Here is a 19,143-nt window from a genome sequence, read left to right on the forward strand (position 1 = left end):
AGGCACTGGCATGGGCGACAATCCCGCACTCGACCTCGACCACCTGCGCACCTGGATCGGCCGCGAGGAGACCGCGACCGAGCTGGTGACCGCCGCCTTGGTGCAGCGCTATCGCGCCACCTTTGACGAAGAGCCCGGCGCGCCCGCCGACGGGGAGGTGGCCCCGCGCTTCATCCATCTGTGCCTTGCCCAGCCCGCCGCCATGACGCGGGCGCTGGGGCCCGACGGTCATCCCGCCCGGGGCGGCTTCCTGCCGCCAGTGCCCCTGCCGCGACGCATGTGGGCTGGCGGTGAGCTCACCTTCCGCGAGGAATTGCGCGTGGGCGACACCATGCGGCGCACCTCCCGGGTCGAGGACCTCACGGTGAAAGAGGGGCGCACAGGCACCCTCTGCTTCGTCACCGTGCTGCACACCATCACCGCTGGCGAGCGCACCGTGCTCACCGAGCGCCAGGACATCGTCTATCGTGGCCTCGACGCGCCGGGGGCATCGCCCCGCGCGCTGCCGGCGGCGGCCGACGGGCGTTTCCGGCGCGAGGTGGACCCCTCCGCAGCCTTGCTGTTCCGCTATTCCGCCCTCACCTTCAACGGCCACCGCATCCATTACGACAACCCGTATGTGACGCGCGTGGAAGGCTATCCGGGCCTGGTGGTGCACGGCCCGCTGCAGGCCACCCTCCTCTACCGATTCGCCGCCGAGCTGCTGGGGGCTCCGCCCGCGCGCTTCAGCTTCCGCGGATTATCGCCCCTGTTCGATACCGCGCCATTTTTCCTGCATGCCGAGGAAACAGGCGCCGGAACGCTCAAGCTGTGGAGCGCGGCGGGCGGCGGACCGGAAGCGATGGTCGCGCAAGCCGATCGGTAGCGCGGCTTCGAGCGGGCAACACCGCTTCGCGCGCCAAGGGCAGGTGAATGCAAAGCCTTGCGGCGCCTGCCGCCCGCCCGGCGCGGTGACACCCGAGCGAAACAAGAAAAAAGGCCCGAGTTTAAGGGCCTATGACGGCGGCCACACGGCTGCTGCACTGCAAAATGACCGCACGGCGGGTGCACTGCACCGACGGATATAAGCTTATTCTATCTCTGTTAGGTTCATTCTCTATTGGCGCGCGGGACGTGCTTCCGGATAATGCGCCAAAGGAACGCACCAGCGGTTCAAGAAGTGCGGAACAGGAGGGTGAGGGCGCGGCACGCGTCAATGCCCTTTTTTCAGAACGGATTGGGAGGAAAATGTGATGAATATCAGGATTCTCGGTGCGGCCGTGTTTGGCGCCGCGCTGCTCAGCGCCCCGCTCGCCATGGCGCAGCAGACGGTCATCAAGTTCAGCCACGTCACGACGCCCGACACGCCAAAGGGCAAGGGCGCGGAAAAGTTCAAGGAACTTGCTGAAAAGTATACCGACGGCAAGGTCAAGGTCGAAATCTACCCCAACTCCCAGCTCTACAAGGACAAGGAGGAGATGGAGGCGCTCCAGCTTGGCGCCGTGCAGATGCTCGCCCCCTCCCTCGCCAAATTCGGCCCGCTCGGGGTGCGCGCGTTCGAGGTGTTCGACCTGCCCTACATCTTCCCGGACAAGGAAGCCCTGCGCCGCGTGACCGACGGCGAGGTGGGCAAGAACCTGCTCACCAAGCTTGAGCCGAAGGGCATCAAGGGCCTCGCTTATTGGGACAACGGCTTCAAGATCATGACGGCCAACAGCCCGATCGAGATGCCGAAGGACTTCCACGGCCTGAAGATGCGCATCCAGTCCTCGAAGGTGCTGGAAGCCCAGTTCCGCGCCATCGGCGCCCTGCCGCAGGTGATGGCGTTCTCCGAGGTCTACCAGGCCATGCAGACCGGCGTGGTGGACGGCTCCGAGAATACGCCCTCCAACATCTACACCCAGAAGCACTACGAAGTGCAGAAGCACGGCCTGGAGACCAATCACGGCTACATCGGCTATGCGGTGATCGTGAACAAGGCCTTCTGGGAAGGACTGCCGCCCGACACCCGCGCCCAGCTCGAAAAGGCCATGGCTGAAGCCACCGTCTACGCCAATTCCATCGCCCAGACCGAGAATGACGAAGCGCTCGAGGCGATGCGCAAATCCGGCAAGATCCAGCTCTCCAAGCCCACGCCCGAAGCCACGGCCGCGTTCCGCAAGGCCATGGAGCCCGTGTACTCGGAAATGTCGTCTCGTATTGGCCAGGACACCATCGATCAGGTGCTCAAGGCCACCCGGTCCGTCGGCCAATAACCTCCCGGCCGCGTGCGGCGCGCTCTGGATTTTCCGGAGCGCGCCCTTTTTTCCCCATGCCCGGCCGCTCGGTCGGCCCTGGGATTGGGAGGACCCATGGAAGACCCGCTGCACAAACTCTATGTCATGCTCGGCGTGCTCGCCGTCACGTTCGCCCTCTATCTGGGCTATCGCGTGCGCAACGAGGGCCTCGGCGCGGCCCTAAGGCACACGCTCAACTACCTGGAAGAAACCATCATCGCGGTGCTGATGGCGGCGGCGACGCTGCTCATCTTCGTGGCCGTGGCCCAGCGCTACGCCGCCGGCGTGCCGCTGCTCTTCCCCTATGTGCGCGGCATCAACCTGGGCTGGGCCCAGGAAGCCTGCATCATCATGTTCGTCTGGATGGCGAAGATCGGCGCCGCCTATGGTGTGCGCACCGGCATCCATGTGGGCGTGGATGTGCTGGTGAACGCGCTTTCGCCGTCGCGGCGCTATGCGCTCATCCTCTTCGGGCTCCTGTGCGGCGCCCTGTTCACGGCGGTGGTGGGCTCGTTCGGGATGAAGTTCGTGATCGCCCGCTACGGCTTCGGCGACATGACGGCGGAGATGGAGCTGCCCTCCTGGATCGTCTATCTCGCGATCCCCATCGGCTCCTACCTCATGTGCTTCCGCTTCCTGCAGGTGGCGTGGTCGTTCCTGCGCACGGGCGAATTGCCGGTGCATGACCACGGGCATGTGGCCGGCCTTCCAGAGCTGCCCGGCACCGATAAATCCGACCTCTTTCCGAAGGATGCTCCGCGATGAGCGCCGCCATCATCTTCGGGCTGTTCCTGGCCCTCATGCTCACGGGCATGCCGATTTCCATCGCGCTCGGCATGACGGTGCTCACCTTCGTCTACACGCTGACACAGATCCCGGTCGACATCGTCGCCCAGAAGCTGTTCACCGGCATCGAGAAGTTCGAGATCATGGCGATCCCGTTCTTCATCCTGGCGGGTAACTTCCTCACCCATGGCGGCGTGGCGCGGCGGCTCATCAACTTCGCCACCAGCATGGTCGGCCACTGGCATGGCGGCCTGGGCCTGGCGGGCGTGCTGGCCTGTGCCCTGTTCGCGGCGGTCTCGGGCTCTTCTCCGGCCACCGTGGTGGCCATCGGCTCCATCCTGCTGCCGGCCATGCAGGCGCAGGGCTTTCCCCAGCGCTTCGGCGCCGGCGTCATCACCACCTCGGGCGCGCTGGGCATCCTCATCCCGCCGTCCATCGTGATGGTGATGTACTCGGTGGCCACCACCGGGCTGCAGATGACCGGCCCCAATGGGGAGCGCGTCACCTCCGCGTCGATCGGCGACCTGTTCATCGCCGGCATCGTGCCCGGCCTGCTGCTGGCCCTGCTGCTGAGCGCCACCACCTGGTATCGCGCCTGGAAGAACGACTATCCCCGCATGCCGAAGGCGACCTTCGGCGAGCGCTGGAAGGCCTTCCGGGAGAGCATGTGGGGCCTTTTGCTCATCATCATCGTGATCGGCGGCATCTATACGGGCGCCTTCACGCCCACCGAGGCGGCGGCGGTGAGCGCGGTCTACGCCTTCATCATCGCGGTCTTCGTCTACAAGGACATGGGCCTTGCGGACGTGCCGAAGGTGCTCCTTTCGAGCGCCAACATGTCGGCGATGCTGCTCTACATCATCTCCAACGCGGCCCTGTTCTCCTTCCTCATGACCAATGAGAACATCCCGCAGGCGATGACTGAGTGGATGGTGGGCCTGGGCCTGGGCATGGTGGGCTTCCTGCTCATGGTGAACGTGCTGCTGCTGCTCGCCGGCAACGTCATGGAGCCCACGTCCATCGTGCTCATCATGGCGCCCATCCTGACCCCGGTGGCGGTCCGGCTCGGCATTGATCCGGTGCACTTCGGCATCATGATCGTGGTGAACATGGAAGTGGGCATGTGCCACCCGCCGGTGGGCCTCAACCTCTATGTGGCCTCCGGCATCACCAAGCTCGGCATCAGCGAGCTGACGGTGGCGGTGATGCCCTGGCTGCTGGCGATGATCGGCTTCCTGGCGCTCATCACCTACGTGCCGGCCGTCACCATGTTCGTGCCACGCCTGCTCGGTATGTGACGCGCGCGCGGCCATCTCCCCCCGGGGTGGCCGCCCGCTCACCTTCTACGCTAAAGCTCCGCTTCCCCCGCCGGCGCGCCGCGGTTCGCGCACCCGGCCGCTTTCCTCAAGGATGAAGTCATGACCGGTCCGTCCGCTTTGCCCCGGTTCAATCTGGCCGAGCACTGCTTGGCCCGACAGGCCCAGCGCTTCGGCGATCGGCGTGCGCTGGTGCTGGTGGGTGATGGCGGCGCCACCGAGGAATGGACCTATGGCGCGCTCGACGCCGCCGTGCGCCGCCTCGCCGCCGGCTTCCAGAGCCTGGGCCTGCCGCCCCAGGCCCGCGTGCTCATCCGCGCCGGCAACGATTCCAGCTTCGTCATGGCCTATCTCGGCGTCATCGCCGCCGGCTATGTGGCCCAGCCCACCTCCGCCCAGCTCACGCTCGAGGAAGTGGTTGCCCTGTCACAGGATTCCGGGGCTTCGGCGGTGGTTCTGGGACGCGATTACCTAGCCGAGCGCGAGGGCTTCCCCCATTGCCTCGTGCTCGATCCGCAGGAGATGGAGCGCCTGGCCGCCCACGCCCCGCTCACGGAATATGCCGCGACGGCGGCGGACGACCCGGCCTATCTGGTGCACACCTCCGGCACCACCAGCCGGCCCAAGGGGGTGGTGCATGCCCACCGCGCCATCCTCGGCCGCAAGCCCATGCATAAGGACTGGCTCGGCCTTGGAGAAACCGACGTGCTGCTCCATGCGGGCGCGGTGAACTGGACCTACACCCTGGGCGTCGGCCTCCTCGACCCGTGGGCCTGCGGCGCCACCTCGGTGATCTATAACGGCCCGCGCGATCCGGCCGTGTGGCCAAGGCTGATCCAGCAGTGGGGGGCCACCATCTTCGCGGCCGTGCCCACGGTGTTTCGGCAGATCATGAAGAATTGCGAGATCAAGGACTTCGACCTGTCCACCCTGCGTCACGCGGTGGCGGCGGGCGAGGCGCTCTCGCCCCAGGTTCTCGCCGACTGGCACGCGACCACCGGCACCTGGATCTATGAGTCCCTCGGCATGAGCGAGGTTTCGACCTTTATCTCCAGCCGCCCCGGGGAGCCCATCCGTCCCGGTTCGCCCGGGCGTCCGCAGACCGGCCGGCGCGTCGCCATCCTGCCCATCGAGGGCGGCACCGAGCCCCTGCCGACGGGGGAAACCGGCCTTCTCGCCGTGCACCGCTCCGATCCCGGCCTGATGCTCGGCTATTGGCAGCGGCCGGAAGAGGAGGCGGCCGTCTATCGGGGCGAGTGGTTCGTGGGCGGGGACCTTGCCGCCTTCGACGAAGACGGGTGGCTCTGGTTCCACGGCCGCAATGACGACCTGATGAACGCGCTGGGCTACCGCGTGTCGCCCATGGAGGTGGAAAAGGTTCTGTCACGCTGCCCCGGCATCGTCGAGGCGGCAGCCGCTGAAACCAAGGTGCGGGAAGATGTCAGCATCATCACCGCCTTCGTGGTGACGCAGCCGGAGGCCAAGCCCGCGGAAGCCGAGGTCCTGTCCTTCTGCGCCGAGCATCTGGCCGCCTACAAGTGCCCCCGCAAGGTGGTGTTCGTGGATCACCTGGAGCGCACCCCCAACGGCAAGGTGAGCCGCAAGGCCATGGCGCGCAGCGTGGCGACCGCCTAGCGCGTTTCCGAGCGAAGCGCGGGCCGGGTCACCGGGCCGCGCCGCTCCGGTGACCGCAAAGGGGCCGACCTGGCTCCTCGACATGGCTCCTCCTGCCGGGGTCAGGTCCAGATCACCTCCGCCCGCAGGCCCGCGCGATCGGTCCGGTTTTCCAGCGACAAGCGCGCGCCGGCGCGTTCCGCGGCGAGGCAGGCGATGGTCAGGCCCAGCCCGCTGCCGGAGGAGCTGCGGTGCCGGCCGCGATAGAAGCGCTCCATCACAAGGGGCAGGTCCTCCGGCGGAATTCCCGGCCCCTCGTCCTCCACGCAGACACCTCGCTCCGTGCGCCGCCAGGCGATATGGCCGGCCCCGCCCATGTGCTCCACCGCATTCTCGTGGAGATTGCGCAGCACCAGATGCAGCGCCTCGCGCCCACCGCGCAAAGCGAGGCCATCAAGAGCCCCATCCACCGACACGTCCACCCCTGACGGCGTCGGAGCCTGCTGCACGATCTCGCGCAGCAGCGCACCGGCATCCACGCTGTCGCCCGCGCTCTGGGGCGGATTGGCCTCCAGCTTCGCCAGCGCGAGGAGCTGGCGCACCAGCCGCGCGGCGCGATCCACGGACACCAGAATCTGCCGCAACGCCCCCTCGCGGGTGGCGCCCTCGCCAGCGGAGAGGGCAATCTGCGCCTGGGTCTTCAACCCCGCCAGCGGCGTACGCAGCTCATGGGCGGCGAAGGCGGTCACCTCCCGCTCGTGGAGACGCGCCGCCTCCACCTTGCCGAACAGGCCGTTGAGCGCCTCCAGCAGCGGGCGGACCTCGGCCGGCGCGTCGGCGGGGGAAACGGGGCTCATGTCCTCGCCATCGCGGGCGGCGATCTCCCGCGCCACCGCCTCCAGCGGGCGCAGGCCACGCCCCAGGCTCACCCAGATGAGCAGCCCTAGCAGCGGCACGATCAGCACCACCGGCCCCAGCAGGCCCGCCATGAGGTCCCACACCAGACGGTCGCGCAGGCCCACGCGATCGCCCACCATCACCCGCACGCCCTTGTCGGAATCGAGAATGGTGTAGACGCGCCAATCCTCCCCATTCACCTCGCGCTGGGAAAAGCCCTCGGCCGGCCCCGCCAGCGCCTCTTCCGGCGCGCCGCTGGAGCGGGCGACGAGCTGCCCGCCCAGGGACCAGATCTGGCACGAGAGCTGGCGCTCATAGCCGGTTTCGGAAAAAGCCGGCGCCCTGGCGGCGGTGGCGATGTTGCCGTCCGCCACCAGCGAATGCACCATACGGGCGGCTTCCTGCAGGCGGGCATCCAGCACCCGCTCCAGCTCGCTGCGGCTTGAGGAATAGATCCAGCCCACCGCGCACAGCCAGATGGCCCCGGTGGCCGCCAGCAGGATGAGGAACAGGCGGCGCCGCAGCGAGCTCATGGCTCCCCCCGCAGGCGATAGCCGAGGCCGCGCACCGTCTCAATGAGGCTGCGGCCTACCTTGGCGCGCAGATTGTGGATGTGGACTTCCACCGTGTTGCTCTCCACTTCCTCCTGCCAGCCATAGAGGCGCTCCTCGATCTCGTTCTTGGAGCGGATCACGCCCGGGCGCTCCATCAGCGCGGCCAGCACGGCGAACTCCCGCCGCGAGAGCGCCACCGGCTGGCCATCCAGCCGGGCCGCGAAGGTGGCGGGATCAAGCTCCAGGGCGCCGGCCTTCAGGGTGGGCCCCGCCCGCCCCTGCCCCCGCCGGGCGATGGCGCGCACACGGGCGGCGAGCTCGTCGAGATCGAACGGCTTGCCAAGATAGTCGTCCGCGCCGGCATCGAGGCCCCGCACACGGTCGCCCGTATCGTCGAGGGCGGTGAGCAGCAGCACCGGGGTCGCATCCTCCCGCGCGCGCATGGCGGTGAGAATGTCGAGGCCGGAGCCATCGGGCAGCATCAGATCCAGCACCACCGCGTCGAAGCGGGTGGCGGCGAGGGCGGCGCGCGCATCGGCGCAGGTGGAAACCTCATCCACCGTCGCTCCGGAAAGCCCCAGCCCCACCTTCAGCCCGTCCATCAGGACCGGATCGTCCTCGACGACGAGTATCCGCATCTGCCTCTTCTCCTGCCACCCCGCCACCTTCTACCCCGAGCTTAAGGCTGGCTTAAGGTGGGCGGTCGAGAGAGCGGCCATGATGATGAGATCGCTTCTGCGCGGGGCCTTCCCGCTCCGGGCCGCTTCGCTCCTGGCCGCGCCATTCCTGCTTGCGCTGCTGGCCGTGGCGGGCGACGCATCGGCCGCCGGCGCTAAGCCGCTGAAGGCGGACGAAGCCTTCCGCCTCTCCGCCGAGCGCACCGCCGACGGCACGCTGTCCCTGGGCTGGCAGATCGCGCCCGGCACCTACCTCTATCGCGACAGCCTGAAGGCGGACCGCGCGGGCGCGCCCATCCAGCTCGCCACCTCTCCCGGCGAGGAGAAGGACGACCCGAACTTCGGCCCCGTGGAGGTCTATCACCGACAGGCCCAGGCGACCGCCGCCGGCCTGCCGGCCACGGGCGAGCTGAAAGTGTCATACCAAGGCTGCGCGGAAGCCGGCATCTGCTATCCGGTGGTGACACGCACCATCGACCTCGCGACGCTGGACATCAAGGCGACCGGCGCCAGCTCGCCGCTCTCCGCGCCCTCCAGCGCCTGGACCTCATCCGCGACCTCCCCCGCGCGAAGCGAACCGCCCGCCACCGCGGCGAAGGCGGGCGCATCCGGCCCTGTCAGCGCATCCCCGGCGTCGCCTCTTGCCGAGGCGGAGCCGCCGGCTGCTGGCGAGGGTACTGCCGCCGCGCTGTTCGGCGGCAGCCTGGGCGTATTGCTGCTGGCCTTCCTTGGGTTCGGCCTGCTTTTGGCCTTCACCCCCTGCGTGTTTCCCATGCTGCCTATCCTGTCCGGCATACTGGCCGGTGGGGAAAGCCGGCCAGGCCCGGCGCGCGGGTTCGCCCTTTCGGCGGCCTACGGGCTCGCCATCGCCGCCGCCTATGGCGTGCTGGGGGTGGCGGCCGGCTGGTCCGGCGCCAACCTGCAGGCGGCCTTGCAGACCGAATGGGCGCTGGGCGCCATGGCGGTGGTGTTCCTGCTGCTCGCCCTCTCCATGTTCGGCCTGTTCGATCTGGCCTTGCCGTCCGCCCTCGCGGCCCGGCTGCCGCGCGGCGGCGGCGGTTCGCTCTCGGGCGCGGCGGCCCTGGGGTTCGCTTCGGCCCTGGTGGTGGGGCCCTGCGTCACGCCGCCCCTGGCCGCGGCCATGCTCTATGCCGCGCAGACGGGGGATGCCGCGCGCGGTGGCGCGGCCCTGTTCATGCTGGGCCTGGGCATGGGGCTGCCCTTGATCCTGGTGGGCACCTTCGGCGCGCGCGTGCTGCCGCGCTCAGGCCCCTGGCTGGTGCGCATCAAGCAGGTGTGCGGCGTGCTCTTCCTGGGCGTCGCGGCGGTGCTGGCCACCCGCCTCATGGCGCCGCCTGCAGCCCTGGCGCTATGGGGCGTCCTGGCGGTGGGCCTCGGCGTGTTCCTGGGCGGGCTCGACCGCAGCTGGCCGGGCCGCCCGCCGGCAGCCCGGCTCGCCAAGGCGGCGGGGGTGGTCGCGCTGATCTATGGTGCCGCCATGCTGGTGGGCGCCGCCGGCGGCGCGGGCGATCCGCTGCGCCCCCTCGCCTTCCTAAACGGCGGACCGCGCACGGCGACGCCGCAGGCGGTGCAGGAAGCGCGCGTCTCCTCCCCCAAGGCGCTGGATGCGGCTTTCGCCCAGGCCAAGGCGGAGGGCCGGCCCGTGCTGGTCTCCTTCACGGCGGGCTGGTGCACGGTGTGCAAGTCCAATGAAGCGGTGATGGAGGAGCCCACGCTGCGCGACCGGCTGGCGCGCATGCCGCGCATCGCCGCCGACGTAACCGAATATGGCGAGGGGGAGCGCGCGCTCATGTCCCGCTTCGCAGTGATCGGGCCGCCCACTTTGTTCCTGCTGGACCCCTCCGGCCAGGAGCTGCCCGGCTCCCGCATCGTCGGCGCGGTCACCCCTCAGGACATTGAAGGCCTGATGGCCAAGGCCGGGCTTTGAGCACGGCCTTCCGAAAAACCGACAGCGCAATTTTCCAGAACACTCAACGGAGACCCCACATGCATCGCCGGGACTTCATCCGCCTTGCCGCCATGTCGCTTCTTCCTCCGGCCGTCATGGCCGGCACCGGTCGCGCGCTGGCGCAAAGCGTGGATGTGGAAGGCATTTTGCGCGATCCCGAGGCGCCCACCGCCGGGAACCCCAATGGCGACGTCACCATCGTCGCGTTCTTCGACTACAACTGCCCGTTCTGCAAGAAATCCGAGCCCGACCTCGCCCGCGTGGTGAAGGAGGATGGCAATATCCGCGTCGTCTACAAGGATTGGCCGATCCTCACCAAGGCTTCCGTCTATGGCGCGCAGCTCGCGCTCGCCGCCAAGTACCAGGACAAGTACCACGAGGTGCATGGTGCTCTCATGGCGATCCCCGGGCGCAAGATCCCCGAGGAGCAGATGCTGGAGGCGGTGAAGGCTTCCGGCGTGGACATGAACCGGCTCAACCTGGACCTTGCCCTGCATGGGCCGCAGATCGCCGCGCAGCTGAAGCGCAACAATTCGCAGGCGGAATCCATTGGCCTGCAGGGTACGCCTACCTATCTGGTGGGCCCGCTGCTGGCCTCCACCCTCGATTATGCGAGCTTCAAGCGCGCCATCGCCGAGGCCCGCCGCCGCCAGGCCGGTGGCCAGTGAGGGGAACCATGGACCAGCGCTGCCCCACAATGCCCATGACGCCCCGTCTCCTGCTCACCCTGTTGCTGCCCCTGGCCTTGGGCGCCTGCGTGACCGCCGCCCCCGATGGCGCCTCCAGCGGTGCCCGCCCGCGCCTTTCGCCCGCCGATGCCCAGCGCTACGGCGAGGTGCGCGACGGCGGCTACATCATTCCCGCCGCCGATCCGGAGGAGATGAAGACCCGCAACGTGCGCCAGCTCGTGAACGACCCCACCGGCCAGACGCCTGGCACCCTGGTGGTGGATCCAAAGAATCGCTTCCTCTATCTGGTGCAGGAGAACGGCAAGGCGCTGCGCTATGGCGTCGGCGTGGGCAAGGCGGGCATGGAGTTTTCCGGCACCGCCAGCGTGGGCTACAAGCGCGAATGGCCGAGCTGGCGGCCCACCAACGCCATGATCGCCCGCGAGCCCAAGAAATACGAGCCCTGGTCCGGCGGCATGGCGGGCGGCACGGACAACCCGCTGGGGGCCCGCGCGCTCTACCTGTACAAGGGCGGGCAGGACACGCTCTACCGCATCCATGGTACCAACGAGCCCTGGTCCATCGGCGAGGCGGTCTCCTCCGGCTGCATCCGCATGATGAACCAGGACATCATCGACCTTTATGGGCGCGTACCCAACGGCGCGAAGGTGGTGGTGCTGCCCATGTAGCACCACCCGCCCGCCCGGCGGCCTCACACAGGCACCGGCTCCCCCTTGACGCGGCGCAGCGAAGCAGCCTTGGCTGTGCCGTGGGGCAGGCGCGCGAGGCGCCTCGCGCAGCAGGGAATGGGCCGCACCGTGCCTCGTGAGACATCCAGTATTCCGGACCTGATCGCCACCACCACCGAGCTGCTCTTCCTTAACGGGCAAGCCTCTGAAAGCACCGGCGATTCCATCCGCCGGCTCGGCAATGCGCTGGGCGTGAAGGTGGACCTGCTGTTGCGCTGGGGCGAGGTGGTGCTGTTTGTGGAGGGCCACCCCGCGCCCATCATCCTGGCGGTGAAGCCCACCAGCGTGGACATGGGCCGGGTGGCCGCGGTGCTGCACCTCATCGATGAGGTGGCCGCCGGCCGGATGACCCCGGACACCTACGCCGCCGAGCTGGAAGACGTGACGCGCATGCCGCCGGTGAACGTGTTCCGCTTTGCAGCGCTGGCGGCGGCGGGCGCGGCCGCCCTGGGGGTGATCTTCGGCGCGGTCACCTTCGCCACCATCGCGGTGATCGCCTTCAGTGCCGGTTGCGGCGCCCTGCTGCGGCGCGCGGTGTCCCACCTGTCCCGCAACCCGCTCATGCAGCCATTCACGGCCGCCTTGTTCGCCGGCGTCACCGGGGTGCTGGCCATTCATGCGGGCATCGGGGTCGACCCGCGGCTGGTCCTGGTCTGTCCCTGCATGGTGCTGGTGCCGGGCCCCCACGTGCTCAACGGCACCATCGATCTGGCACGGGCGCGCATCACCATCGGCTCGGCGCGGCTGGTGTTCGCCGGCCTCGTGGTGCTGATGATCTGCGCCGGCCTGCTGCTTGGCCTCACCGTGGGCAACATTGACCTGCCGAATGCCGGCCCGGCCACCGTGGTGCCGTGGTATCGCGACGTTCTCGCCGCCGGCATCGCCGTCGCGGCCTATGGCACTTTCTTCAACATGCCCTGGCGCATGCTTCCGGTGCCCGTCCTGGTGGGCATGCTGGCCCATGGCGGGCGATGGGCGTTGCTGGGCGCCGGGGTGAACCTTGCCGCCGCCAGCCTTGCCGCCTGCTTCATCGTGGGGCTCATCGCCGCCCCGCTCGCGAGCCGCCTGCGCTATCCGTTCGCCGGCTTCTCGTTCGCGGCGGTAGTGTCCATGGTGCCCGGCGTGTTCCTGTTCGAATCCGCGGCCTCTCTGGTGGAGCTCACCACCCACGGGACGGATGCCTCGGCCCAGCTCCTGGTGAGCGCCACCGTGAACGGCATCACCGCGCTCCTCATCGTCCTCGCCATGACCGTGGGGCTGATCGTGCCCAAGATGATGTTCGAGCGCCACCGGAGCGGCCCGCGCAAGATCGGCTGACCTCGGCCCGATGACGCTGGGAAACCGATAGGGAACCGACGCGGCGTCATCGGCGTTGCAGGGGGTGCCGCCGGCCCAAAGGCGGCCCACCGCGCGAGGCAGGCCATGGCAGATGCTCAGATCGGCTGGATCGCCGCCATCATCATCGGCGGCATAGCGGGCTGGATCGCCTCCGCTCTCATGAAGAGCGAGAACGGACTGCTTCTCAACGTCATCCTGGGGGTGTTGGGGGCGGCGGTGGCGAGCGTCCTGTTCGGCGTCCTGGGCATCAGCTTCGGCGGCTGGATCGGCTACCTTGTGGCGGGCATCATCGGAGCCTGCATCCTCATCGTTGGATCGCGGGCCGTCCGCCGATAGGCGCGCGGGGTGGCGCAAAGTCACCCATAAGGTCATCCATTAGGTCAGCCACAAGCAATCAAGAGCGCGTAAAGAGCCTCGTTCAGATCATAGGGCGGGCTGGAGACAGGTCGTGGCCTGCTCCAGGGGACGGACGGGCATGAAGGTCGTGATTTTGGCCGGTGGGCGGGGCACGCGCCTGGCGGAGGAAACCAGCGTGCGGCCAAAGCCGCTGGTCGAGATCGGCGACAAGCCGATCCTCTGGCACATCATGAGCATCTATGCCCATTACGGCTTCATCGATTTCATCGTATGCGCCGGCTACAAGGGCTACCAGATCAAAGAATACTTCGCGAACATGGTGCTCCACCACTCCGACGTGACGGTGGATCTGGGGCGCAATGTCGTCCACTACCATCAGCGCGATACGCCGGACTGGCGGGTGAGCATCGTCGACACCGGCCTCGACACCCAGACCGGCGGGCGCCTGAAGCGCATCGGGCGTTACCTCACCCCCGGTGAGCCCTTCTGCATGACCTATGGCGACGGCGTCGCCAACGTGGATGTGGCGAAGGAGATGGCCTTCCACCGCGCCCACGGCCTCAAGGCCACCATGTGCGCCGTCGCGCCGCCAGCCCGCTTCGGCGCCGTGGCCATCGAGGACGACCGCGTCAGCACCTTCGTGGAGAAGCCCACCAACGGCAACCAGCGCATCAATGGCGGCTTCTTCATCCTGGAACCCGAGGTTCTCGACCTCGTGGACGGCGACGACACCATCTGGGAGCGCCAGCCGCTGGAGCGTCTGGCGGCGGAAGGCCAGCTCGCCGCCTATTCCCATGACGGCTTCTGGCAACCCATGGACACGCTGCGCGAGCGCATGCAGCTCGAAGACATGTGGAACAGCGGCCGCGCGCCCTGGAAGGTCTGGGCGTGACCCCATCCCGCCCCCGCCGTGGACCCGCGTCCCGGCCCCGCTCCACCGCGCCGGTGCACTCCGGAGCGGAGCGCGGCGCCCTATGAAATTCGTTCCCACCACCGTGGACGGCGTCATGCTCGTGGAGGTGACGCCGTTCGAGGACGAGCGCGGCCTTTTCGCGCGGACCTTCTGCGCCGACACGTTCCGCGCGCACGGGCTGATGGACCGCTTCGTCCACGCCAACACCTCCTGGAATCCGCGCAAGGGCACCCTGCGCGGCCTGCATCTCCAGGCCCCGCCCCGCGCCGACGCGAAGCTGGTGCGCGCGGTGCGCGGGCGCATCTTCGATGTGGCCGTGGACCTGCGCCCCACCTCCACCACCTACCTCAACTGGACGGCGGCCGAGCTCAGCGCCGAGCGGCGCAACGCCCTTTATATTCCAGAGGGTTGTGCCCACGGTTTTCTCACCCTTGAGGATGAGACCGAGGTGTTCTACCTCCACTCCGAGGTTTACGTTCCCGACCTCGCCCGCACTTACCGCTGGAACGACCCCGCCTTCGGCGTGGACTGGCCGGCGGCACCCACGACCATCTCGGCCCGCGATGCCGCAGCGGAGGATTACCAGCCATGATCGGCACTTTCATTCCGGAAATTCTGCCCTCCGCCAAGCAGGAGAGCGCCCAGGACGTCACGCTCAGCATCTGCGTGCCGACCTATAATCGCGCGCCGTTCCTGGAATACCTCCTGCCGCAGATCAAGACCTGGGGCGAGAGCTGGGACTTCACCTTTGAAGTCGTGGTGTCGGACAATCATTCGACGGACAACACCGCCGAGGTGGTGGAGCGCTTTCGGGCCGAAGGGCTGCCGATCCGCTACTTCCTGCAGGAAGAGAACAAGCTTCTCTCCAATCTGATCAGCGCATTTCACCGTGCCTGCGGCAAGTATGTGATCTACCTGGCCGACGATGACCTCATCCTGCCCGAGGCGCTGGCGGACACCATTCACTTCCTGCAGAACAACCCCGAGGTCTGCGCCTGCTACACGCCCTGGGAACTCTTCGACGACCTCAACAAGGTGCCGAAGGGAACCTTCTATACGCAGCCGGACGACCTCAAGGTGTTCAAGCCGGGCGATGAGGCCGATCTGATCGGCTATGTCATCGAGCACCACATCTTCCCGGAAATCGCGGTCTATCGGGCTGATGCCATTCGGCGGATCGTCACGGTGCCGCGCTTCTGCTACTGGGCCTTCAGCTATCTCACCACCCTTTCGGCGCTGGGTCCGGTCGCCTTCCGGCGGTCCGTATACTACCGCTCCGTCACGCTGACCCCGGTCATGCCCGAGCGCACCCAATGGGGTCTCGATGATGCCATGACCATCTGGGACAATTACCGTGGTGGCATCGAGTACATGATGTTCAACCTGATGCGTCGCCACAAGGTCGCCGCGACGGATGATATGCGGAAATCCCTCCGCGGCCTGATCGATTACTTCGTCGAGCAGCGCATGCGGGTGGCCATTCGCCTGTGGCTGCTGCGCAAGGACTATATCCGGGCCTATGAGCTCATCTGCCGGCTCTCTTATCTTGACCCCAGCATCATCAGCAGCTTCGAAAATCTGGAGAGGCTGCCTCTGCTCGTGATGGCGCAGACCCTCGCCCGCTTCGCCAATGGCATTGCGGAAGTGGAACGGCTGGTGGTGGCCGGGGTGGAGGATGGCCAGGCCCTCGGCAAGCTGCTGCGGGACGCCGGCCTTGAGCGGCGCATTTTGGTGATCCCGCCGCCCGCCACCCCTTCCGAGAAGAACCTGCGCACGAGCGTGGTGTTCCTCGCCAACGACAGCTTGCGCCAGGGCTTCCTGGACCAGGGCTACGCGCCGGGCCTGATCGTCAGCGAGCGGGACATCCGCGGCTCCGTCCTGCTGTAAGCGCCTTCCGGGCCGGCGTCTCAGGACGGTTCTGGCCAGAGGTTGCACACACCGACCACGACCGGCGGATCCCCCGGCCGTGGCGGCGCGCTCCCGAACTCCAGAAGATCGGGGCGGCCGAGGGCTCTCGCCGTGCGCTCCGCCAGCTCACGAACGGTCACGGGCACGCCCGAGCAGATGTTGATGGCTCCCGGCTGGCCCGTCTCGACGATGCGGGCCACCATGGCGCCCGCCTCCGCCACATCGAGGAAATCGCGCACCTGGGTGCCCGCCGAAAGGCGCGCCACCTCGCCCGCCGCGAGACGGGCGCGGATATAGGCGACGAGGCGCCGCTCGTCCTCCCCCTCGCCATGAAGATAGAACAGGCGCGCCCAGGAAAAGACGGTGCCGCCAGCGGCCTCGCCGGCAAAGAAGGCGGACAGGGTCTGGTAGAGCGCCAGCTTCGCGGTGGCATAGAGGCTGGCGGGCGCGAGCGGCGCATCGACGCTCAGGTGGTCGGACGGCAGGGCATATTCAAAGCAGGTGCCGACGCCAATCACATGCCCCACCCCCGCCTCGGCGGCGCCGCGCGCCAGGGCGAGACCGCCGCGAAGGCAGTCCAGGTTGAGCGGCGAGGCGAGATAGAGGCCGGGCGTGGCGACCCATGCCGCATGGATGACGGCATCCATTCCGGCCGTGGTCGACGCCCAGAACGACGCATCGTGCGCAAACAGGTCCGCCGTCTCCACCACGTCGGCCGGAGCCGAGAGGCGGTGCGCCGTGCCAGTCCTCACCACGGCTTTCACGCGATGGCCCCGAGCCACCAGCGCCCGGTGAATCTGCCGGCCAACAAAGCCCGTGGCCCCGGTGAGGAGAACGCGGCGGGCGCCATCACGCTGCGAGAAAGCGGTTTCGGGCCGGTCGGAAGACATGCGGGGGACATCCTCTCGGGTCGGAGTTCGGGGCACCTGCTTATGGCGGAAGCGGATGGCGCGAAGCTGGCGCCCGCGGGGACGGGCGCAGGGGTAGCGAACGCACAAGGCCGGCGACAGCCTCCCCGTTCATGGTCCCGCAGCGGGGCCACAACCCATGCCCGCCATGATGAGGAAACGAGAGCAGAAGCCATGACCGCGCCCGATCCGGCTGCCCTCGTTTCAGGGCCCCAGGCGTCCACGGGGCCCACCCCCCATCGGGGACGCGCCTGATGCCGCGCGCCGCCGCAACCCATCTGCGCCTCGTCTCCGACGCCCATGTCAGTCGCCATCTTACCCAGGTCCCAGACCTGGACACCGCATTCCACCTGCTCGGCGAAGCCAATGCGCGCGCGCCGGCCGGCGCGCCGGTGGTGCCCGGCCGTCGGAAATTGTGGCTTCACGGCCCCGATGAGATCACCCGGCCCGCCCTCGCTTTTCTGGAGGCGGTGGGCCAACCGGTCGCCGGAATCTTGGTCGACAGGGCCGCCGACGGCGTGGCGCATCCGCGCCATGGGAACATTCCCGTGCTGAGGGCAGAGGACGCCCCGCCGGAGGCGAAGGCCGCGGCGCTGGTGGCCATCGGCGCCCTGGCGATGCCGTTCGCGCCGATCGAGGCGGAGCTGAACCGCGTTGGCTGGTCCCATTGCGTGCCGCTGCATGACGTCACCGCGTTCTTTCGCGAGCAGCAGCCCTTCGGCGACGGCTGGTTCGCGCCCCGGCTGGACCCGGCGGAGATGGAGGCGGCCGGCGCCGTTCTGGCGGGCTTCGGCGACGCGGCGTCGCGCGCCCACTATCTGCGCTTCGCCGCCTGGCGGCTGGCCCGGCAGGAGTGGGACTTCAGCGACGCTCCGGTGGAGCCGGACACCTGCTTTTTCATTCCCGAAGTGACACGCGCGTTCAAGCCGACGGAACGGGTGCTCGACGCGGGCGCCTACGACGGCCGCGTGATCGCCCAATTCCTGAAGCGGACGGGAACGTCCGTGTCCACCATCTGGGCGGTGGAGCCGGACGCTGCGAACCGGGCCCACCTCCAGGCCCGGGTGGATCGATTCGACATCGATCTTCGCGCCCGCACGCAGATTCTGGACGCCGTGCTGGGTGCCGGCGCCGAGGCGGTGCGCTTCCATGGCGGGCTTGGTCCGTGTTCGCGCATCGCGGCTTCCGGAAGCCGCCTGCGGGCCGCCGTGCCCCTCGACGCGCTGGCCCTTGACCCGACATTCGTGAATCTCGATTTGGAAGGGGCGGAGCTCAATGCTCTGGCGGGCGCCCGCCAGACCCTGTTGAAGCACCGGCCGATCATCGCCGTCACCACGCACCACAGCGCTGATGGCCTCATCGCGACACCGTCGTGGCTGATGCGCGAGCTTCCTGATTACACCGTGTTGATGCGCACCCACGGATGGTGCGGCACAGGCGCGGTTCTCTACGCCATCCCCAAGGAGCGCTCAGCCCCATGACCGTCTTTGCCGATTCCAGCGGGTTCATCATGGACCTCGGCATGCATAATGGCGACGACACCGCATATTATCTGGCGCGCGGCTACAATGTCGTCGCGCTGGAGCCAAACCCCGTGCACGCCAATGCCGGGCGCATCCGCTTCGCCGATGCCATCGGCGCCGGGCGCCTGAAGCTGGTGGAGGCGGCCCTTTGGTCGCGCCGTGGCCTCCTGCCCTTTCATGTGAACGAAATCGACGATCGCTGGAGCAGCCTTGATCCCGAGCATGCCGCCCATGGCGGCGCGCCCACCCATGCCGTCGAGATCACGGCCCTCACGCTGGGCGACCTTTTCGACCGCTTCGGCACGCCGCTCTACATCAAGATCGATGTGGAAGGAGCAGAGAAGACCGTGCTGGATCAGCTTTCGCGCCAGCTCGTGAAACCGCTCTACACCAGCATCGCGGAAGGCCCCGTGGGCTTCGACTTCATCACGACGCTGGCCGAATGCGGCTATGACGGGTTCCAGCTGGTGGACCAGTCGGACTTCAGCTCGATGGACGATCCGGACCTTCCCTATACCTTCCCGGAAGGCTCCTCCGGCCCCTTTGGAGACGCCCTGCCGGGTCCGTGGCTGGATCTCGCCGCCGTGGAGGAGCTCTATTCCACCACCGTGCGCAGGCCCGATGGCGAGCGCATCGCGCCCGAAACGAGCACGTTCGACATCCACGCCACCAAGGTCTAGGCAACGCGAATTCCGCGGGGCCGCGGCGCCG

The 19,143-nt window shown here is 68.1% G+C and carries 18 protein-coding genes; 15 read left to right on the forward strand and 3 right to left on the reverse strand.

Annotated elements, in window-relative coordinates; translation table 11 throughout:
• Positions 1-10: 10 nt before the first annotated feature.
• The 5 genes from L0966_RS04515 to L0966_RS04535 all read left to right on the forward strand — a co-directional run bounded on the left by L0966_RS04515 (position 11) and on the right by L0966_RS04535 (position 5,992).
• A complete protein-coding gene (locus L0966_RS04515) occupies positions 11-865 on the forward strand; it encodes a MaoC family dehydratase N-terminal domain-containing protein (protein WP_234050624.1) in 855 nt (284 codons plus the stop codon).
• Between the two features lie 367 nt (positions 866-1,232).
• The gene (locus L0966_RS04520) at positions 1,233-2,234 is read left to right on the forward strand and encodes a TRAP transporter substrate-binding protein (protein WP_234050625.1); all 1,002 of its coding nucleotides are present in this window, start codon (positions 1,233-1,235) and stop codon (positions 2,232-2,234) included.
• Positions 2,235-2,483: 249 nt separating this feature from the next.
• Complete coding sequence (locus L0966_RS04525) at positions 2,484-3,020, forward strand: TRAP transporter small permease (RefSeq protein WP_234050833.1); 537 nt, start codon at positions 2,484-2,486, stop codon at positions 3,018-3,020.
• Positions 3,017-4,339 (forward strand): TRAP transporter large permease, encoded by a 1,323-nt coding sequence (locus L0966_RS04530; protein WP_234050626.1) that lies wholly within the window; start codon positions 3,017-3,019, stop codon positions 4,337-4,339. The genes L0966_RS04525 and L0966_RS04530 overlap by 4 nt, the downstream gene beginning before the upstream one ends.
• 120 nt (positions 4,340-4,459) lie before the next feature.
• Positions 4,460-5,992: an acyl-CoA synthetase gene (locus L0966_RS04535; protein ID WP_234050627.1), complete on the forward strand. Its 1,533-nt coding sequence runs from the start codon at positions 4,460-4,462 to the stop codon at positions 5,990-5,992.
• Between the two features lie 101 nt (positions 5,993-6,093).
• Here L0966_RS04535 and L0966_RS04540 read toward each other — a convergent pair whose 3' ends face one another.
• Both L0966_RS04540 and L0966_RS04545 read right to left on the reverse strand, forming a co-directional pair.
• Positions 6,094-7,401, reverse strand: a complete 1,308-nt coding sequence (locus tag L0966_RS04540) for a sensor histidine kinase (protein ID WP_234050628.1) — start codon at positions 7,399-7,401, stop codon at positions 6,094-6,096.
• Positions 7,398-8,060 (reverse strand): response regulator transcription factor, encoded by a 663-nt coding sequence (locus L0966_RS04545; protein WP_234050629.1) that lies wholly within the window; start codon positions 8,058-8,060, stop codon positions 7,398-7,400. The genes L0966_RS04540 and L0966_RS04545 overlap by 4 nt, the downstream gene beginning before the upstream one ends.
• A 79-nt stretch (positions 8,061-8,139) precedes the next feature.
• Here L0966_RS04545 and dsbD point away from each other — a divergent pair, with 79 nt between their 5' ends.
• From dsbD to L0966_RS04585, 8 genes are all read left to right on the forward strand, one after another.
• A complete protein-coding gene (dsbD, locus tag L0966_RS04550; protein ID WP_234050630.1) occupies positions 8,140-10,047 on the forward strand; it encodes a protein-disulfide reductase DsbD in 1,908 nt (635 codons plus the stop codon).
• Between the two features lie 59 nt (positions 10,048-10,106).
• Positions 10,107-10,736 (forward strand): DsbA family protein, encoded by a 630-nt coding sequence (locus L0966_RS04555; protein ID WP_234050631.1) that lies wholly within the window; start codon positions 10,107-10,109, stop codon positions 10,734-10,736.
• A gap of 35 nt (positions 10,737-10,771) precedes the next feature.
• On the forward strand, positions 10,772-11,425 hold the full coding sequence (locus L0966_RS04560; protein ID WP_370640619.1) for a L,D-transpeptidase: 654 nt from the start codon (positions 10,772-10,774) through the stop codon (positions 11,423-11,425).
• 129 nt (positions 11,426-11,554) lie between these two features.
• The gene (locus tag L0966_RS04565) at positions 11,555-12,802 is read left to right on the forward strand and encodes a threonine/serine exporter family protein (RefSeq protein ID WP_234050632.1); all 1,248 of its coding nucleotides are present in this window, start codon (positions 11,555-11,557) and stop codon (positions 12,800-12,802) included.
• A 105-nt stretch (positions 12,803-12,907) separates the two neighbouring features.
• A complete protein-coding gene (locus tag L0966_RS04570; RefSeq protein ID WP_234050633.1) occupies positions 12,908-13,159 on the forward strand; it encodes a GlsB/YeaQ/YmgE family stress response membrane protein in 252 nt (83 codons plus the stop codon).
• Between the two features lie 139 nt (positions 13,160-13,298).
• Positions 13,299-14,072 carry a glucose-1-phosphate cytidylyltransferase gene (rfbF, locus tag L0966_RS04575; protein WP_234050634.1) on the forward strand — a complete coding sequence of 258 codons (774 nt, stop codon included), beginning with the start codon at positions 13,299-13,301 and terminating at the stop codon, positions 14,070-14,072.
• 82 nt (positions 14,073-14,154) lie between these two features.
• Positions 14,155-14,685: a dTDP-4-dehydrorhamnose 3,5-epimerase gene (rfbC, locus tag L0966_RS04580; RefSeq protein ID WP_234050635.1), complete on the forward strand. Its 531-nt coding sequence runs from the start codon at positions 14,155-14,157 to the stop codon at positions 14,683-14,685.
• Entirely contained in the window at positions 14,682-15,980 is a 1,299-nt protein-coding gene (locus L0966_RS04585) for a glycosyltransferase family 2 protein (RefSeq protein ID WP_234050636.1), read from the forward strand. Before rfbC ends, L0966_RS04585 begins: the two co-directional genes overlap by 4 nt.
• 20 nt (positions 15,981-16,000) lie before the next feature.
• Here L0966_RS04585 and L0966_RS04590 read toward each other — a convergent pair whose 3' ends face one another.
• Positions 16,001-16,891 (reverse strand): NAD(P)-dependent oxidoreductase, encoded by an 891-nt coding sequence (locus L0966_RS04590; RefSeq protein ID WP_234050637.1) that lies wholly within the window; start codon positions 16,889-16,891, stop codon positions 16,001-16,003.
• Positions 16,892-17,163: 272 nt separating this feature from the next.
• Here L0966_RS04590 and L0966_RS04595 point away from each other — a divergent pair, with 272 nt between their 5' ends.
• A complete protein-coding gene (locus tag L0966_RS04595) occupies positions 17,164-18,390 on the forward strand; it encodes an FkbM family methyltransferase (RefSeq protein WP_234050638.1) in 1,227 nt (408 codons plus the stop codon).
• The gene (locus tag L0966_RS04600; protein ID WP_234050639.1) at positions 18,387-19,112 is read left to right on the forward strand and encodes an FkbM family methyltransferase; all 726 of its coding nucleotides are present in this window, start codon (positions 18,387-18,389) and stop codon (positions 19,110-19,112) included. Before L0966_RS04595 ends, L0966_RS04600 begins: the two co-directional genes overlap by 4 nt.
• Positions 19,113-19,143 lie beyond the last annotated feature (31 nt).

This window comes from Xanthobacter sp. NM-59, assembly GCF_021401125.1.
Taxonomy (GTDB): domain Bacteria; phylum Pseudomonadota; class Alphaproteobacteria; order Rhizobiales; family Xanthobacteraceae; genus Xanthobacter.

What these genes read in the sequence shown, in the direction of transcription:
- L0966_RS04520 (WP_234050625.1), top strand. Translation starts at nt 1,233, where the DNA reads ATGAATATCAGGATTCTCGGTGCGGCCGTGTTTGGCGCCGCGCTGCTC.
- L0966_RS04560 (WP_370640619.1), top strand. Translation starts at nt 10,772, where the DNA reads ATGACGCCCCGTCTCCTGCTCACCCTGTTGCTGCCCCTGGCCTTGGGC.
- L0966_RS04545 (WP_234050629.1), bottom strand. Translation starts at nt 8,060, where the DNA reads ATGCGGATACTCGTCGTCGAGGACGATCCGGTCCTGATGGACGGGCTG.
- L0966_RS04515 (WP_234050624.1), top strand. Translation starts at nt 11, where the DNA reads ATGGGCGACAATCCCGCACTCGACCTCGACCACCTGCGCACCTGGATC.
- L0966_RS04570 (WP_234050633.1), top strand. Translation starts at nt 12,908, where the DNA reads ATGGCAGATGCTCAGATCGGCTGGATCGCCGCCATCATCATCGGCGGC.
- L0966_RS04590 (WP_234050637.1), bottom strand. Translation starts at nt 16,891, where the DNA reads ATGTCTTCCGACCGGCCCGAAACCGCTTTCTCGCAGCGTGATGGCGCC.
- L0966_RS04535 (WP_234050627.1), top strand. Translation starts at nt 4,460, where the DNA reads ATGACCGGTCCGTCCGCTTTGCCCCGGTTCAATCTGGCCGAGCACTGC.
- L0966_RS04595 (WP_234050638.1), top strand. Translation starts at nt 17,164, where the DNA reads ATGCCGCGCGCCGCCGCAACCCATCTGCGCCTCGTCTCCGACGCCCAT.
- L0966_RS04555 (WP_234050631.1), top strand. Translation starts at nt 10,107, where the DNA reads ATGCATCGCCGGGACTTCATCCGCCTTGCCGCCATGTCGCTTCTTCCT.
- L0966_RS04600 (WP_234050639.1), top strand. Translation starts at nt 18,387, where the DNA reads ATGACCGTCTTTGCCGATTCCAGCGGGTTCATCATGGACCTCGGCATG.
- L0966_RS04585 (WP_234050636.1), top strand. Translation starts at nt 14,682, where the DNA reads ATGATCGGCACTTTCATTCCGGAAATTCTGCCCTCCGCCAAGCAGGAG.
- rfbF (WP_234050634.1), top strand. Translation starts at nt 13,299, where the DNA reads ATGAAGGTCGTGATTTTGGCCGGTGGGCGGGGCACGCGCCTGGCGGAG.
- rfbC (WP_234050635.1), top strand. Translation starts at nt 14,155, where the DNA reads ATGAAATTCGTTCCCACCACCGTGGACGGCGTCATGCTCGTGGAGGTG.
- dsbD (WP_234050630.1), top strand. Translation starts at nt 8,140, where the DNA reads ATGATGATGAGATCGCTTCTGCGCGGGGCCTTCCCGCTCCGGGCCGCT.
- L0966_RS04525 (WP_234050833.1), top strand. Translation starts at nt 2,484, where the DNA reads ATGGCGGCGGCGACGCTGCTCATCTTCGTGGCCGTGGCCCAGCGCTAC.
- L0966_RS04530 (WP_234050626.1), top strand. Translation starts at nt 3,017, where the DNA reads ATGAGCGCCGCCATCATCTTCGGGCTGTTCCTGGCCCTCATGCTCACG.
- L0966_RS04540 (WP_234050628.1), bottom strand. Translation starts at nt 7,401, where the DNA reads ATGAGCTCGCTGCGGCGCCGCCTGTTCCTCATCCTGCTGGCGGCCACC.